Origin of the sequence: Saccharothrix sp. S26 (assembly GCF_021390395.1) — a bacterium.
In the GTDB taxonomy this organism is placed as follows: Bacteria; Actinomycetota; Actinomycetes; order Mycobacteriales; family Pseudonocardiaceae; genus Actinosynnema.
Genome location: NZ_JAJUWT010000005.1, coordinates 1 through 15,860, shown reverse-complemented (window position 1 = coordinate 15,860; position 15,860 = coordinate 1). Strand labels below are relative to the sequence as shown.

Genomic DNA, 15,860 nt, shown 5'->3' with positions numbered 1-15,860 from the left:
TGAGTGGGGGAAGGGCCAGTATTTCCAGCGGGTCGCGCGACCGTCAATCCGTCAGGCGGGCGTTCGGCGTCGGTCAGCCCAGCGGTGTGGTCACCGTGAACGACGCGTCGCCCGCGAACACCGCGTCCGAGCCCTTGAGGTCCAGGCGCATCTCGTAGTTGTAGTGGCGCAGGTAGCGGCCGGGGAAGTTGAAGGACTCGAACGACGTGGTGCCGCCGCCGGCGAGCCCGACCCGTCCGCAGAACGTGGCGTCGGCGCGGAACACCGCCGAGCCGTCGTTGGTGTTCAACACCAGCCGCATGTTGTTGTGCCGCAGGTAGGAACCCGGGAAGTTGACCGACTCGAACGAGTAGCAGTTGCCGTTGGCCAGCCCCGCCACCACGGTGAACGTCGCGTCCGCCCGGTCGGTGGCGGTGCTGACCGGGTCGACGTAGGCCAGGTTGTCGCGGTGCCGGACGTAGCGGTCGGTGAAGTTGGCCGAGCGCAGCGAACGCCTGCCGGTGGGCACGGCCGTGCTGTCGCCGACGTTCTCCCGCAGCACGGTGAAGTGCCGGGCCGTGCCGGACAGGCCCGGCAGCTCCACCTTGGCGCCGAAGGAGTTCAGGTCGGCGCTGTCGGCGTAGAAGTAGCGCTTGTTGCCGTACTGGTCGAAGTAGATCCGCCACCGGCCGTCCGGCAGTTGCACGAGCGCCGGGCCTTCGAGGCCGGAGCCCCAGCCGGCCCAGTTGCCGGTGCCGACGAACTGCCACGGCCCGTTCAGCGACGTGGCGGTGGCGTGCTCGATGTACTTGGTGGTCTCGTTCTTGAGGAAGTTGTGGTAGGTCCCGCCGACCTTGACCAGGAAGCTGTCGATGTAGTTGGCCGGGATGCCCAGCGGGACGGGCGAGGTCCACGCGGACAGCGAGCTGTTGGTCGCGGTGATCCGGTAGGGGCGGAACTGGCCCGCGGTGCCGGTGGTGGAGGCGGAGAAGACGATGTGCACGCTGCCGTCGGAGTCCTTGAACCACTCCGGGGCCCACGTGCTGCCGGTGGAGCCGTTGAGGCCGACGGTGACGTTGCGCAGGAACGTCCACGTCGTGTAGTCCGCGCTGCGGGCGAAGCCGATCGTGTTCCCGGTCCAGCCCGTGGTGTAGACGATGTAGTAGTAGCCGTCGGTGTGCCGGATGACGCTGGGGTCGCGGATCAGGCCCGAGGGTGGCGTGTAGGCGTTGGAGCGCACGAGGCTGAAGTTCGTGGCGTTCGCCGAGTCGTAGACGTACATGTTCGACTCGCTGCTGTTGGTGAACGCCGTCATCACGTAGTGCGGCACGGGACCGGCGGCCTGCGCGGCGGGCTGGTGCACCAGCAGGGAGGCCGCCAGCGCGGTCACCAGGACCGCCGCCGCGGCGGTGATCCTCTTGCGGGGGGACGTCATCGTCTCTCCTCGGAACGGCGGGTGTGACCGGTGCCACACAGGGCGTGTGAACGCTAACAGCCCGCGCGGCGATCTTTCAAGGGTCGACCTTGCGTAATGAGACCAAGTCGAGGTGCGGTCTCGCGGTTCGCGACGGCAACCTGTTAGCGCTCACATCCCCGCGAGGTGGCCACGGCGGCCCCAGGGGGAGGGCGGCACCGGAGGCGGTGGTGGATGAGCCGGGTCGGAACCCGTCGGCCGGTGACCGCTACCGGGCGGGAGGGTCGGCGTGGATGAGCGGGCGGACCGAGTCGCGGATGACGATGTGGGTGCCGAGCATGACGTGCTCGGGTGCGCCCGACTTGTCGCGGGCGCGTTGCAGCGCCATGCGCACGGCGGTGCGGCCTAGCTCCTCGTGCGGCACGTGCACCGTGGTGAGGTCGATGTCGGCGGCGGGCGGCAGGTCGTCGAAGCCGACCAGCGAGATGTCGTCCGGGACGCGCAGGCCGTGTTCGCGCAGCGCTTGGCGGGCGCCGGCGGCGATGAGGTCGTTGCCCGCGAACACGGCGGTGAAGTCGCGCGGCCCGGCGGCGAGCCGTTCGCGGATCATGCGGTAGCCCTCGCCGCGCTCCATGGTGCCCTCGACCTCCAGGCCGGGGTCGTGGGGCACGTGGTGGTCGGCCAGGGCCTTGCGGTAGCCGGCGATGCGGCTCTCCTGCGTGCTGTAGCCGTCACGGCGGCCCAGGAACAGGATGCGCCGGTGGCCCGCCGAGAGCAGGTGGCTGGTGATGGCGTGCGCGCCGCCGGTGTTGTCGTACTCCACCACCAGGGCGGGCACGTCGGGGCCCAGCGTCGGGCGTCCGCACAGCACCAGCCGCGAACCGGCGAGCGCCAGCGCGCGGGCGTACTCGACCATGCGCTCCCGGTAGGCGTCGTCGGCCACGACGTTGCCCACCAGGATCACGCACTCGGCGTGCTCCTGGCGCATGAGCTGGACGGTGGCCAGCTCACGCTCGGCGTCGCCGCCGGTGGTGCCGACGATGCACAGCTTGCCCTCGACCGCGGCCTGCGTCTGCACGCCTTGGGCCACGTGGGCGTAGTGGGGTGAGACGACGGAGTTGACGATGATGGCGACGCTGCGGCTGCTCGCGCCGGCCAGCCCGCGCGCGTGGGCGTTGGCGACGTAGTCCAGCTCGCGGACGGCCCGCAGCACCCTGGTGCGGGTGGCGGGCGCGCTGGGGTAGTTCCCGGACAGGATCCGGGAGACGGTCGCGACGGACACGCCGGCGTGCGCGGCCACGTCGCGGATCGTCGTCGGTCGCGGTTCCCCGTTGTCGGACGCCGCGCGCCGGACCATCCCGCCTCCACCTTGCCGTGCAACCCCGCGTAATCGCTTACACGCGATGTTTCCGGCCGGCCGCCGGGCTGTCAAATCACCTCGCCGGGATCGGGGTGCGGTGCTCGACCCGCCAGGTCACTCCTCGGCCGATGATCGGCGTAACCGTATACCACCAAGCCCGCACGGTCTTGACACATTTCCCAGGTGGTGTTGCGATCTAGCCGACAGTAAACGGTTACACGCACCGCGATCCCCGGAGCGACGCCCACCCTTGTGGAGCCCTTCATGGCGATGATCTCCCGACGGAACCTCCTGCTCAGCGCGGCGGCGGTCGGTGCCGCCACCCAGCTCGGCCGTCCCGGCGAGGCGCAGGCCGCACCGGTCGAGAACACGTGGCCCGCGACGGCGAGCGGCCGGCTCGACGACGGTGTCGCGCTCAAGTGGCTGGAGGGCGGCGCGCCCCCGCAGTTGGCGGGCGGGTCCACGTGGGGCGTCCCGTGGCCGAAGGGCACCGTGCCGAAGGGCCAGGCGTTCGCGTTGCGGACCGCGGCGGGGCAGCAGGTGCCCGTGCAGTCGTGGGCGACGGCGTACTGGCCGGACGGCTCGCTGAAGTGGACCGCGCACGCCCTGGGCGCGGACGTGCCGCCGGCCGAGCAGTACGTGCTCACCGGCGGGACGCCCGCCGCGTCGGCGGCGGCCGTGACCGTCCGGGACGGCCGCAACGAGGTCGAGGTGAGCACGGGCGTCCTGCGGTGCGTGCTGCCGAAGAAGGGCGACCACGTGGTCCGCGCCCTGTTCCGGGGTGACCGCGAGATCGCGCGCAACGGGCGGCTGGTGTGCCTGCGGCAGGGCGAGGCGGGTGACGACGAGGTCGGCTCGGCCAAGGTGGAGCGGTTCACCGGCCGGGTGGAGAAGCTGACCGTCGAGCAGACCGGCCCGGTCCGCGCCGTGGTCAAGGTCGAGGGCGGGCACCGGCACGGCAACCGGACCTGGCTGCCGTTCACCCTGCGGCTGTACTTCTACGCCGGCAGCGACGGCATCCGCGCCGTGCACACGTTCGTCTACGACGGCGACGAGACCGAGGACTTCATCCGCGGCCTGGGCATCCGGTTCGAGGTGCCGATGCGCGACGAGCCGCACGACCGGCACGTGCGCTTCGCCGGTCCGGGCGACGGCGTGCTGGCCGAGGCGGTGCGCGGCGTCACGGGCCTGCGCCGCGACCCCGGCGCGGCGGTCCGCCAGGCCCAGGTCGCCGGCCGGGCCACCCCGCCCGTGGCCACCTGGGACACGCGCGTCAGCTCCCGGCTGCACCTCATCCCCACCTTCGGCGACTACTCGCTGCGCCAGGTGACCGCCGACGGCTTCCAGATCCGCAAGCGCACCGAGGCCGGGCACGGCTGGATCCCGGTCGACTCGGCCGGTCGCGCGGGCGGGCTCGGGTACGTGGGCGGTCCGGGCGGCGGGTTCGCGTTCGGCATGCGCAACTTCTGGCAACTGCACCCCACCCAGCTCGACGTCCGTGGTGCGGCGGGCGACACCGCCGAGGTGACGGTGTGGCTGTGGTCGCCCGACGCCGGGCCGATGGACCTGCGCTTCTACCACGACGGCCTGGGCCAGGACACCTACGCGGAGCAACTGGAGGGCCTGGAGATCACCTACGAGGACTACGAGCCGGGTTTCGGCACCCCGTACGGCATCGCGCGCACGACCGAGCTGCTGTTCTGGGCCCTGGACGCGACCCCGCCCGCCGCGCGTTTCGCGGAGCTGGCGCAGGCGGTGCGGACGCCGCCGCTGGTGGTGGCGCCACCGGCGCACCTGCACGCGGCCGGCGTGTTCGGCGACTGGTCGCCGGTCGACCGCTCGACCCCGGCCAGGGCGCGCATCGAGGATCGGCTGGACTTCCTGTTCGAGTACCACAGCGGGCAGGTCGAGCAGCGGTCCTGGTACGGCTTCTGGGACTACGGCGACGTGATGCACAGCTACGACCCCGACCGGCACGTGTGGCGCTACGACGTCGGCGGCTATGCGTGGGACAACTCGGAGCTGTCCACCGACCTGTGGCTGTGGTACCACTACCTGCGCACCGGCCGGGCCGAGGTGTTCCGCTTCGCCGAGGCGATGACCCGCCACACCGGCGAGGTCGACGTCTACCACCTGGGCAAGTGGCAGGACCTCGGCACGCGGCACGGCGTGCAGCACTGGGCCGACAGCGCCAAGCAGTTGCGCATCAGCAACGCGGGTTACCGCCGTTTCCTGTACTTCCTCACCGCCGACGAGCGCACCGGCGACCTCATGCGCGACCTCGTGGACGCCGACCGGACGTTCCTGGCGCTGGACCTGATCCGCAAGATCCGCACCGGGCCGTACGAGCCGGACCCGCACGCGCTCAGCGTCGGCACCGGGACCGACTGGAGCGGCCTCGCGCTGGCCTGGCTGACCGAGTGGGAACGCGGCGGTGACCCGGTCGCCCGCGAGAAGCTCCTCAACGGCATGCGCACCATCGCCGCCATGCCCAACGGGTTCGCGCAGGGCAGCGGCCTCTACGACCTCGACAACGGTGAGTTCGCGCCCGCGCCGCCCGCCGTGAGCGTCGGCTCGCTCGGATCGGTGTTCGGCCTGGTCGAGGTGTGCAGCGAGCTGATCGCGCTGACCGGTGACGAGGCGTTCACCAGGGCGTGGTTGCAGTACTGCCGCCTCTACAACGGCACGGCCGCCGAGCAGCAGGCCGAGACCGGGCAGTCCTGGGGCAGCCTCAACCTGCGCCAGGCCCACTCCCGGCTCACCGCCTACGCCGCGGCCAAGCTCGGTGACGCTGCCCTGGCCGCGCGGGCGTGGAAGGAGTTCGACACCGGGCACGCCGGCTACCCGAAGTCCTTGGCGTTCGCGTCGGCGTGGGTGGAGGGCCCGGCCGTGCTCAAGCCGGTCGACGAGGCGGCCTTCGCCTCGGTCAACGCCTCCGCCCAGTACGGCCTGGCCGCCGTCCAGTGCCTGGCCCTGGTCGGCGACCACCTCCCGGCGTAGCACCGCACCTCACCGCAGGAGGACCCACGGTGGACCACCCCGCGTTCCCGCCGCCCGATCCGCGACGGTCCCCGCGCACCGGCTGGACCAGGGCGCACTGGGAGGCCGTCGCGGACCACCTGCTCGCGTCCGTGGAGCCGTACGCGACGGACGACTTCGCCCAGTACCGGCTGCCCGGCCGGGCGAGCCGGGCGGGCGTGGTGAGCGACGGGCTGGAGGGCTTCGCCCGGACGTTCCTGCTCGCCGCGTTCCGGATCGCGGGCGCGGGCGGTGACGTGCCGCCCGCGCTCGTCGAGCGGTACGCGCGGGGCCTGGTCGCCGGCACCGATCCGGCGCACCCGTACGCGTGGCCGCCGCTGGTCGACATGTCCCAGCAGTTGGTCGAGGCGGCCTCGGTGGCACTCGCGCTGCACGAGACGCGGCCGTGGCTGTTCGACCGGTTGTCGGCCGCCGAGCGGGAACGGGTGGTGGCGTGGCTGGCCGGGTTCGTCGGCAAGTGCACGCCGGACAACAACTGGGTGCTGTTCCGGGTCGTCGTGGAGCAGTTCCTGGCGGAGGTCGGCGGGCCGCACGAGCCGGACGAGATCACCGGCGGGCTGGCGCGGATCGAGGACTGGCACGTCGGCGACGGCTGGTACTCCGACGGCAAGGGCAAGAACTTCGACTACTACTGCGGCTGGGCGCTGCACCTGTACCCGTCGCTGTGGGCGCGGATGGCGGGCGACACCGCCCGGCAGCAGCTCTACGCGGCGCGGCTGGGCCGTTTCCTGGAGCAGTACCAGCACTTCTTCGCCGCCGACGGCGGGCCGGTGCACCAGGGGCGTTCCCTGACCTACCGGTTCGCCGCGGTCGCGCCGCTGTGGTTGGGCGCGCTGACCGGCGCGTCGCCCCTGCCACCCGGCCGCACCCGGCGGATCGCGAGCGGCGTGCTGCGCCACTTCGCGGACCGCGGTGCCCCGGACGCGCGGGGGCTGCTGACCCCGGGCTGGTACGAGCCGTTCCCGCCGGTCGTGCAGGACTACTCGGGCCCGGCGTCGCCGTACTGGGCGAGCAAGGCGTTCCTCGGCCTGCTCGTGCCGCCCGACCACCCGGTGTGGACCGACCCCGAGGAACCGGCGCCCGTCGAGCTGGCCGACCAGGTCGTGGCGATGCCCGCGCCGGGCTGGCTGCTCCACGCCACCCGTGCGGACGGCGTCGTGCGGCTGGTCAACCACGGCAGCGACCGCGATCGCGTCCAGCCCGCGGACGGCGTGCCGGACCCGCACTACCTCAGGCTCGGCTACACCAGCCACACCGGGCCGGACCACGGCGGTGTGGACAACCAGCTCGCCGTCATCGCGCCGGACGGCACGGCGTCCGCGCGCCGGCGCATCGAACCGCTGGCGGTGGGGGACCGCTTCGCCGCCTCGGCCTATCGCGACGGTGACGTGCACGTGGTGACGGCGTCGGTGGTGCGCGGCGCGGCCGAGATCAGGGTCCACCGGGTCACCGCGCCGACCGGTCGCCGGGTGCGCGACGGTGGTCACGCCTTGGCGGCGCCGGTGCCGCTCGACACGCGTGCGGCCGACGGCGTCGCGCTGGCGCGGCGTCCGGACGGGCTGACCAGCGCCGTGCGCGCCCTGCACGGCTTCACGCGGGCGGGTGTGGTGGCGGCGAAGGGCGCGAACGCGTTCGGCAGCCACTCCGCCACGCCTCACGTGATCGCCGACAGCCATCCCGGGGGCACGGCGGTCTACGTCAGCCTCGTCCGGCTCGCCGTGGCGGGCGACGATCCGCCGGTGGTCGGTGTGCGCGTCGAGGACGACCTGGTGGAGCTGGCGCTGCCCGACGGGGCGGTGACGATCCGCTGGGGTGACGTCCCGACCTGCGAGCGTTCGACCTGACCGGTGCCCGCCCGGCCGCGGGGGTTCGCGACCGGGCGGGCACGACGGGCCTGGCGCGGGGCAGGCGATGTTCGTTCGGGGCGGGGCGGCCATGCCCGCGCCCGCACTTCGGACTACGGCGCGGTCGAAGCGGCCGGGGCAACTCGCCCACCCCCTACGGCGACATCTTCGGCGACTGGCGCGCAGCGGCCGTCTACACCATGGTGAGCAGCCGCGGCACGCTGTCGGTCGTGGTCGGGCTGGTCGGGTTCCGCTTCTCGCCCTGGCTGTCGTTGAGCAGTTCCGCGGTGGCACCCCGAGTGGTTCGACGCGATGGTCCCCCTCGCAGGTGGCGGACTCCGCCTCGTACCGGGCCGTCGCGGCGTGGACGGCCGGTGCGAACGCCCCGGTCGTCAGCGCGGCGGACATCACGGTCCCGTCCCGAAAGCTCGTTACCGGTTAGGCAGGTGTTCGGCGGCGAACCCTGCGACGGTGGCGAGTCGGCGGGTTGAATCGTGCACCACGGGTCGCGCGGCAGGGTGAGGCGATGTTGTGGATGGGAGCGGGAGGCATTCGGGAAGGCACGAAAAACCCCTCACCTCGCCTCCGAGGGGCGCGGTGAGGGGTCGGTGCGTGGGTCAGCGGTGGGACGTGGACAGGTCGTCGGACCGCAGGGCCGCCAACGCGTCCCGCAGCGTGGGCCGGATGTCCAGCATCCCGATCACCATCGTGATCTCCAGGGGGCGCAGGACGAGGCGCCGGTCGGTCGCCACGGTCAGCGCCACGCCCAGCTCGCGGGCCCGCAGGGCGGCTTCCACCAGCAGTTGGATGCCGGTGGAGCCGAAGAAGTCGACCTTGGTCAGGTCGAGCACGAGGCCGGCGGGTCGTCGGTCGAGCTGGTCGGCCACGGCCGCCCGGATCGACGCGTCCCAGGCCGTGTCCACCTCGCCGGTCACCTCGACCACGGCGACGCCGCCGTGGTGGTGGATCCGGGTGGTCGTGTCGGTGCTGTCGGTGCAGGTTTCGCCCATGGGGCACTCCTCGGGTTGGTACGAGAACCAACAACCGAGCTTCTGCTCAACTCGATTCGTCGCTCCGCGCGCAACGTGGTGTGGCGGTCGGACACCTCCGACGGTACGTCTCGGACGGCCGAACCACAACCGCGCAGGTCACCTGCCGCCGCGGTCGCACGACGGCACGGTGCCCCGGCGTCGCAGCAACGGGAGCGTGACGGCGGCCAGGGCGTCGGCGGCGGAGTAGTTCAGGGCGTGGCCCGCGCCGGGCACCTCGGCCAGCCTGCCGTGCGGCAGCAGCGCCGCGACCTCCGCCGCCCAGGAGTGGGGCACGATCGGGTCGCGGCTGCCCCGTGCGACGACGACCGGTGTGCGCAGGTGGTGGAGCTTGCGCTCGACCGGGTCGTCCAGCAGGTGGCGGAACGTCGCGGCCATCCGGCGCGGGCCACAGGCGAGGTAGTCCGGGCCGACCACGAAGGGGAGCGAGGGCCGTTCCCGGGGGATGTCGGCCACCAGCCGTGCGACCTGCCGCAGCGGCGAGCGGGCGTGCCGGTCGACCGTGGGGCTGACCAGGACCGCCGGGCCGAGCAGGTCGGGGGAGTGCACGGCCAGGTCCACGACGACCTGGCAGCCGCCGGAGTTGGCCACCAGCAGCGCGCCGCCCCGCCCCGTGGCGCGCAGCCAGTCGGCCAGCGCCAGGGACAGCCCCCGCACGTCCAGCGGCTCGGGCGGACCGGGCGTGCGGCCGAAGCCCGGCAGGTCGACCGCGGTGACGTGGGAGTGGGGTGCCAGCCGTCGGGCCAGCGGCAGGAAGTACCGGTGCGAGCAACCCAGCCCGGGCACGCACACCACCTCGGGCGCGCCGCGCGGTCCCAGCACGCCCGCGTGGACGAGGGTGCCCGCGGCGGCGGTGTACTCGGCGGTGAACGCGTCCGGCCGGTTCATCGGCACCCGGCCGGCGTCACGTCGGGGATCTTGGCGCACATGCCGGGGACGTACCCGCACCGGCGCGACCGAACCACGAGCAGCCTCCGGCCGCGCTGGGGGAGGCGACGGCCGGAGGCGGGTTCAGGGGTCGGCGCGGCGGTCGCCTCTCGGCGAGTGGCTCGACGCGGCTCCAGCCGAACGGTGTTCCGCGAAGGCGATAGGTGAGGCCCGGGGACACGGACCGCACCGACCACTGGGCACAACGGCTCGGGGCGGCCCGGTGTTCCCGTCCGGGAGTGCCGTCCGTCTCACCCGATCGTGGGATGCGGCGGGTCGGGGCGGCGGTCACGTCAGCGTTCGGGCACGGTCCGGGGTGGACGTTGCGGACGGCAGTGCCCGACCGGAGGTGTGGCGGTCCGGACGAGGGTTCGCGCGCCCGCTGCGGTGGAGGGGTGGCCCACGTCCACCGCAGCGGCTCGTGGTGTTGCCGTAGCGCACCCGTTGCCAGGAGTTGACGGGTGCGTCAGGGCCGGGCGGGCTGGTGGGCGGGCGACGCCACCAGCACCGGCGCCACGAGGACCGCAGCCGCCGCACCCGGGGAGTCGCCGGGTGCGCGCGTGCCGCGTCGGGCGTGACGGTCCGGAGGAGAGGCTCAGGCGCCGGTCGCGGGTTCGAGCGGGCCGTGCGCCCGCGCCGACAGGTGCTGCCACTCGTCCCACGTCTTCAGCCGGGCGGCGTAGGCCCGCTGGATCATCGGGTAGAACCCCTGGCCGAACAGGACGCGCAGCGGCGGGTTGTCGGCGTCCACGAGCGCCAGCAGCGCCTGTGCCGCGGCGGCCGGGTCCCCGGCGGGCTGGTTCGCCATCGCACCCGCGAGCCGGCGGCGCAGGCCGTCGTAGACCGGGCTGCGCTCGGCCAGGTGCCCGTTGGCGAGCGGGTCCGGGTTCTTGCCGTCGCGGGTGGCGAAGCCGCCGGGCTCGACCACGGTCACCTTGATGCCGAACTCGGCGACCTCCTGGGCCAGGGCCTCGTTGAAGCCCTCGACGGCCCACTTGGACATGTGGTACGCGCCGCCGAGCGGCATCGCCACCAGCCCGGCCGCCGACGACAGTTGCACGACGTGCCCGGACCCCTGCGCCCTCAGGTGCGGCAGCGCGGCCTGGACGACCCACACCGCGCCGAACAGGTTGGTCTCGAGCTGGTCGCGCAGCTCCCGCTCGCCGAGCTCCTCGATCGCGCCGATCTGCGCGTAGCCCGCGTTGTTCACGACGACGTCGAGGCGACCGAAGTGCTCGACGGCCCGCCGCACGTTCTCGAAGACGGCGGCCTTGTCGGTCACGTCCAACTCCAGCGGCAGCACCGCGTCGCCGTAGGTGGCGACCAGGTCGGCGAAGCCCGCGGTGCTCCGGGCGGTCGCGGCGACCCGGTCGCCGCGCGCCAGGGCGGCCTTCACGAACTCGCGGCCCAGGCCGCGCGACGAACCGGTGACGAACCAGGTCTTGCCCACTGTCTCTTCCTCCTGCCGTCCGGGGTTGACGACATGAAGGCACCGGAGAGCCCGTCGTTGTGACAGCGTGCGCGCGTGACCTGGACCACAGGTCCGCGCGCACGGCCGAACCCCCGTCGGGCCTGCGCCCGACGGGGGTTCGGCCGCGCCGGTCAGGACGAGCTGTACATCGCGTCCGCGACGTCCTTCAGGAACTTCCGCTCCACCCCGGTCGGGAGCATCACCACGACCCGGTCGACGCCCGCCTCCTGGTAGTCGTCCAGCGAGTCGAGCTGGGCGAGGAAGACGGTGACCTCCACGTGCGCGCGACCGGCCGCGGCCGCGCGCTCCCGCAGCTCGGTGACCCGCGCCTTGAACAGGCCCGGGTCGGCGTGGTGACCGGGCATCCACCCGTCGCCGAACGCCAGCACCCGGTCCAGCACGGTCGGGCCGTCACCGCCGACGAACACCGGCGGCGCCGGCTGCTGCACCGGCTTCGGCCACGAGTAGATCGGGTCGAAGTCGACGTACTTGCCGTGGTACTCGGCCTTCTCGTGCGTCCAGATCCGCCGCATGGCCTCCATCCGCTCGGCCATGACCGACACCCGCTTGCGGTACTCGACGCCGTGGTTGCGGATCTCCTCGTGGTTCCACGGCGAGCCGATGCCGACCCCGAAGATCAACCGCCCGTTCGACAACCGGTCGAGGGTGGCGACCTGCTTGGCCAGCCAGATCGGGTCCCGCTGCACCACCAGGCAGATCCCGGTGCCGATGCGCAGGGTCGACGTGACCGCGGCCATCGCGGTCAGCGTCACGAACTGCTCGCGGTTGCGGTAGAAGTCGCGGGGCATGTCGCTGCCCGCTTCCTCGAACCCCTCGCTGAGGTCCTTGCGCTCGGCGATGTTGACGGTCTGCTCGTTGCCCGCGCCGAAGCGGATAGAACGGGTCACCGGCACGTGGCTGTGGTCGGGCACGAACGCCGACTCCAGGCCCAGCCCCTCGGCCTCGCGGGCGAGCTCGAGCGGGTCGAGGCCCTCGTCGGAGTTCATGGAGAACACACCGAACTTCATTGTTCCAAACCTCTGCTTCCCGTCGCGGACGTCGAGTCCGCCGGTGTCGATGTCCTGCTGCTCGGGTGGGACGGCACCGGCGGTCCCGGCCGTGCCCTCGTCCTCAGAGGAGCACCTGGCCGGCGTGGTAGTCGCCGGCGTGGGGCAGCTGGGTGATGACGTTGATGCGGTTGAAGGCGTTGATGATGGCGACCAGCGCCACCATCGCGGCGAGCTGCTCCTCGTCGTAGTGCTTGGCGGCGTTGGCCCACGCCTCGTCCGTGACGCCGCCCGCCGCGTCGGCGATGCGGGTGCCCTGCTCCGCCAGCTCCAGCGCCGCGCGTTCGGCCTCGGTGAAGATCGTGGCCTCCCGCCAGGCCGCCACCAGGCTCAGCCGCACCGGCGTCTCCCCGGCGTGCAGGGCCTCCTTGGTGTGCATGTCGACGCAGAACGCGCAGCCGTTGATCTGGCTGGCGCGCAGCCTCATCAGCTCCGCCGTCCCGGCGGGCAGGCTCGACTTCGCGACCACGTTGTGCGCCGAGGTGATGTACTTCAGGACCTTGGTCGCGACCTGGTTGCCGAAGAGGTCCAGGCGAGCTTCCACGGTGTGCTCCTCAGGTTGGTGCGGTGTTGACACCTCTTCCGACGAGGCAGGGCGGTCGGATGTGAGGAGCCGCTGCGCCCACGTCCGACCCGCCCGCGGTCGTCGGTCCCGCCGGCGCGGTCGATCAGGCGGTTTTCCGCGCCGACACGACGGCTTGCAGCGGCAGGGCGTCCGCCGGGATGTCGGTCGGGTTCTCGACGACCACCTCGGTCACCTCGAAGCCGCACTCCTCCAGCCAGCCGCTCCACGTGGACAGCTTCTGCGGCCCGCCCTGGCCCATCGCGCAGCCCAGGAAGAACGCCGGGTAGAAGTCGACCGAACGGGAGTCGTGCTCGCGGACGTCGTCCTGGTACACCGGCACCAGGACGCTGACCTGGCCGCCGACGTCGAGCGACTTGTTGACGTTGTGCAGGATCTTGAGCACCTCGCTGCGGTCCCACAGGGTCAGGAAGTGCCGGATCAGCACGACGTCGAACCCGGTCGGCACCTCGCGGAACACGTCGCCGCCGATGAACGAGCAGTGCTCGGCCACGCCGTTGGCCCGGAAGTTCTCCAGGGCTTCCTGCTCCTTCTCGGGCAGGTCGAACGTCGTCACGTGCAGCCCGGGGGACGTCTTGTGCCGGTAGGTGTTGATCGCGCCGAGGCCGGTGTTGCCGGCCAGGTCGAGCACCCGCGCGCCGGCCGGGATCTCGACGTTGTCGAAGAACCACGGGTCGACCCGGGCGGTGCCCGCGTCCATGGCCGTGGCCCACGACTCGCGCAGGTCCTTGTGCTCGGCCACCGCGCCGAACAGGTTGCCCTCGTAGCCGTAGAACTCCTTGAGGCCGACGACCGTGCCCGCCTTGACGCTCTCGGTGAGGTAGTAGAGCTGCCGGAGCATGGTGACCTTGACCAGGTCCATGAAGATGAGCACGCGGTCCAGGTCGGCCTGGGGCAGGTCCGCCAGCGCGTCGAGGGAGTAGCCGCCCGTCGCCGGGTCGTAGGCGACGAAGCCCTCCTTGACCGGCAGGTGCAGGAGCTGTTCCACGGCGTCCGGTTTGGCGCCGACCACGCGGCCCAGTTCGACCGCGTCCAGTCCCGGCCTCTCCCGCAGCGCGTCGATCACGCCGAGCTCGAAGCAGGACAGCAGGTTCATGAAACGCGCGGGTCCGACCATGTGTTCGCGGAACTTCGCGAGCGTGGCTTCAGGCGTCATCAAGCTCGATCCTTCGAGTCCGTTGTGTCCACCGCCGGTTGGGTCGCAGCATCGGCCACCGGACTTGGCCCGGACTGGTCAGCGGCTTGGCGCCGGCTTGGCGGCACCCGGCCACGGCCGCAGCTTCTCCGGGTTGCGCACCGCCCAGATGTGCTTGATCACCTCGCCCGCCACGTCGAACGCCATCACGGTCACCGTCACGCCGTCGTGCTGCGTCACCAGCCCGGGCTGGCCGTTGACCGTGCGCTCGAGGACGGTCAGGCCGGGCACGCGGTCGAGCAGGTCCACGAAGTAGCGCGCGACCCGCTCGCCGCCGCGGACCGGGCGCGGCTCGGCGCTGACGAGGCCGCCGCCGTCGGCGACCGTCACGACCTCGGGGTCGAGCAGGCCGATGAGCGCGTCGATGTCCTTGGCCTCCCACGCCTGCCTGAAGTCCCGGACGACGTCCGCACGCCGTGCCGCCGCCGCGTCGGGGGTTTGCGCGGCGCGCACGCGGCGGCGGGCCGACGTGGCGAGCTGGCGGCACGCGGCGGGCGTGCGGCCGACGATCTCGGCCACTTCGTTGAACGGGTAGCGGAAGACGTCGTGCAGGACGAACGCCACGCGCTCGGCCGGCGTCATCGCGTCGAGCACGACCAGCAGCGCCATGGTGATCGACTCGTCGAGCGTGACCCGGTCGGCCGGGTCGCCGGTCGCGCCGCCCGGTCGACCGCCGACCCACTCGGTGTGGTCGGGCAGCGGCTCGGGGATCCACTCGCCGACGTAGCGCTCCCGCCGGGCCCGCGCCGAGCGGAGCTGGTCGAGGCAGATGCGGCTGGCGACCTTGGTCAGCCAGGCGCCGGGGGAGTCGATGGCCTCCTGCTCCTGCCGCGACAGGGCGTACCAGCGGGCGTAGGTCTCCTGCACCACGTCCTCGGCGTCGGCCAGGGAGCCGAGGAGCCGGTAGGCCAGGTTGATCAACAGGCGCCGCTCGCCCATGATCGCCCTCAGGCCGGGGTCGAGCCCGTCGTCTTCCCGCTCGGTGTGCGTGCTCATGGTGTCGCCAACCCCCTCGGTCGCCTCCCGCCAGTCTGAGGCAACGCACCGAGTGGCGCGCGTCACCTCACAAAGCGAGGGCTCGCGTCGTCGTAGTGGTGGAGACCGGCTCCAGCCCGGGTCGGGGCCACCCGTCCCCGCTCGTCCGGCCGCGCGCTCCGGCACCGCCCAGACGATCAACCTAAGGAACCAGAACCGATCATGGAATCCGTGAACGTCGCCATCATCTACTACAGCGCCACCGGCACCGTACACGCCTTGGCGCAGGCCGCCGCGGAAGGCGCGGAGAAGGCCGGCGCGCAGGTGCGCGTGCGCAAGGTGGCCGAGACGGCGCCGCAGGAGGCGATCGCGTCCAACCCGGCGTGGGCCCAGCACGTGCAGGACTCCGCCGACGTCGTCCAGGCGGCGCACGACGACCTCGACTGGGCCGATGCGGTGCTGTTCGGCACGCCGACCCGGTTCGGCAACCCCTCCAGCCAGCTCCGGGCGTTCATCGACACCACCGGTCCGCTGTGGTTCGCGGGCAAGCTCGCGGACAAGGTGTACTCGGCGTTCACCGCCTCCAACACCGCCCACGGCGGCCAGGAGTCCACCCTGCTGGCGCTGGGCAACACGTTCTACCACTGGGGCGGCATCATCGTGCCCCCCGGCTACACCGACCCGATCCAGTTCCAGTCGGGCAACCCCTACGGCGCCTCCCACGTCGGCGGCAGCGAGGCACCCAACGACGTGGCCCTGGAGGCGGTCCGCTACCAGGCCAAGCGCGTGGCGGAGACCGCCGCGGCCCTGAAGGCCGGCCGCGCCGCCTCCTAGATGATTGATTCCAAGGGTTAGGACGCCTGGAGACGTGGGGCGAGGGTGTCGATGTACGGGTTGTGACGACCGACATTGACACCCTCGCGACCGCACTCTATGTCAGAACCGACGACCTGCTGA

At 72.4% G+C, this 15,860-nt stretch carries 12 protein-coding genes; 3 read left to right on the top strand and 9 right to left on the bottom strand.

Annotated features, from left to right (window positions below; translation table 11 throughout):
* Positions 1 to 73 precede the first annotated feature (73 nt).
* Together LZG04_RS09090 and LZG04_RS09085 are read right to left on the bottom strand one after the other, a co-directional pair.
* Entirely contained in the window at positions 74 to 1,414 is a 1,341-nt protein-coding gene (locus LZG04_RS09090) for a glycoside hydrolase family 43 protein (protein ID WP_233815225.1), read from the bottom strand.
* Between the two features lie 247 nt (positions 1,415 to 1,661).
* The gene (locus tag LZG04_RS09085) at positions 1,662 to 2,750 is read right to left on the bottom strand and encodes a LacI family DNA-binding transcriptional regulator (protein ID WP_233815223.1); all 1,089 of its coding nucleotides are present in this window, start codon (positions 2,748 to 2,750) and stop codon (positions 1,662 to 1,664) included.
* 273 nt (positions 2,751 to 3,023) lie between these two features.
* On the opposite strand from LZG04_RS09085, the gene LZG04_RS09080 reads away from it, so the two are divergent.
* Together LZG04_RS09080 and LZG04_RS09075 are read left to right on the top strand one after the other, a co-directional pair.
* Positions 3,024 to 5,753 carry a Tat pathway signal sequence domain protein gene (locus LZG04_RS09080; RefSeq protein WP_233815221.1) on the top strand — a complete coding sequence of 910 codons (2,730 nt, stop codon included), beginning with the start codon at positions 3,024 to 3,026 and terminating at the stop codon, positions 5,751 to 5,753.
* A gap of 29 nt (positions 5,754 to 5,782) precedes the next feature.
* The gene (locus LZG04_RS09075) at positions 5,783 to 7,636 is read left to right on the top strand and encodes a DUF2264 domain-containing protein (protein ID WP_233815219.1); all 1,854 of its coding nucleotides are present in this window, start codon (positions 5,783 to 5,785) and stop codon (positions 7,634 to 7,636) included.
* A gap of 617 nt (positions 7,637 to 8,253) precedes the next feature.
* Here LZG04_RS09075 and LZG04_RS09070 read toward each other — a convergent pair.
* The 7 genes from LZG04_RS09070 to sigJ all read right to left on the bottom strand — a co-directional run bounded on the left by LZG04_RS09070 (position 8,254) and on the right by sigJ (position 14,924).
* Positions 8,254 to 8,646 (bottom strand): STAS domain-containing protein, encoded by a 393-nt coding sequence (locus LZG04_RS09070; RefSeq protein WP_233815216.1) that lies wholly within the window; start codon positions 8,644 to 8,646, stop codon positions 8,254 to 8,256.
* Positions 8,647 to 8,784: 138 nt separating this feature from the next.
* A complete protein-coding gene (locus tag LZG04_RS09065) occupies positions 8,785 to 9,573 on the bottom strand; it encodes an alpha/beta fold hydrolase (protein WP_233815214.1) in 789 nt (262 codons plus the stop codon).
* A gap of 634 nt (positions 9,574 to 10,207) precedes the next feature.
* Positions 10,208 to 11,062 carry an SDR family NAD(P)-dependent oxidoreductase gene (locus LZG04_RS09060; protein WP_233815212.1) on the bottom strand — a complete coding sequence of 285 codons (855 nt, stop codon included), beginning with the start codon at positions 11,060 to 11,062 and terminating at the stop codon, positions 10,208 to 10,210.
* 152 nt (positions 11,063 to 11,214) lie between these two features.
* The gene (locus LZG04_RS09055; protein WP_233815210.1) at positions 11,215 to 12,111 is read right to left on the bottom strand and encodes an LLM class F420-dependent oxidoreductase; all 897 of its coding nucleotides are present in this window, start codon (positions 12,109 to 12,111) and stop codon (positions 11,215 to 11,217) included.
* Positions 12,112 to 12,214: 103 nt separating this feature from the next.
* Positions 12,215 to 12,694 carry a carboxymuconolactone decarboxylase family protein gene (locus LZG04_RS09050; protein ID WP_233815207.1) on the bottom strand — a complete coding sequence of 160 codons (480 nt, stop codon included), beginning with the start codon at positions 12,692 to 12,694 and terminating at the stop codon, positions 12,215 to 12,217.
* Between the two features lie 124 nt (positions 12,695 to 12,818).
* Positions 12,819 to 13,889, bottom strand: coding sequence for an acetylserotonin O-methyltransferase (locus LZG04_RS09045; protein ID WP_233815205.1), 1,071 nt, complete (start codon positions 13,887 to 13,889; stop codon positions 12,819 to 12,821).
* 78 nt (positions 13,890 to 13,967) lie between these two features.
* Positions 13,968 to 14,924 carry an RNA polymerase sigma factor SigJ gene (gene sigJ / locus LZG04_RS09040; protein WP_233815203.1) on the bottom strand — a complete coding sequence of 319 codons (957 nt, stop codon included), beginning with the start codon at positions 14,922 to 14,924 and terminating at the stop codon, positions 13,968 to 13,970.
* Positions 14,925 to 15,125: 201 nt separating this feature from the next.
* Here sigJ and wrbA point away from each other — a divergent pair, with 201 nt between their 5' ends.
* On the top strand, positions 15,126 to 15,737 hold the full coding sequence (wrbA, locus tag LZG04_RS09035; RefSeq protein ID WP_233815201.1) for an NAD(P)H:quinone oxidoreductase: 612 nt from the start codon (positions 15,126 to 15,128) through the stop codon (positions 15,735 to 15,737).
* Positions 15,738 to 15,860: the final 123 nt, after the last annotated feature.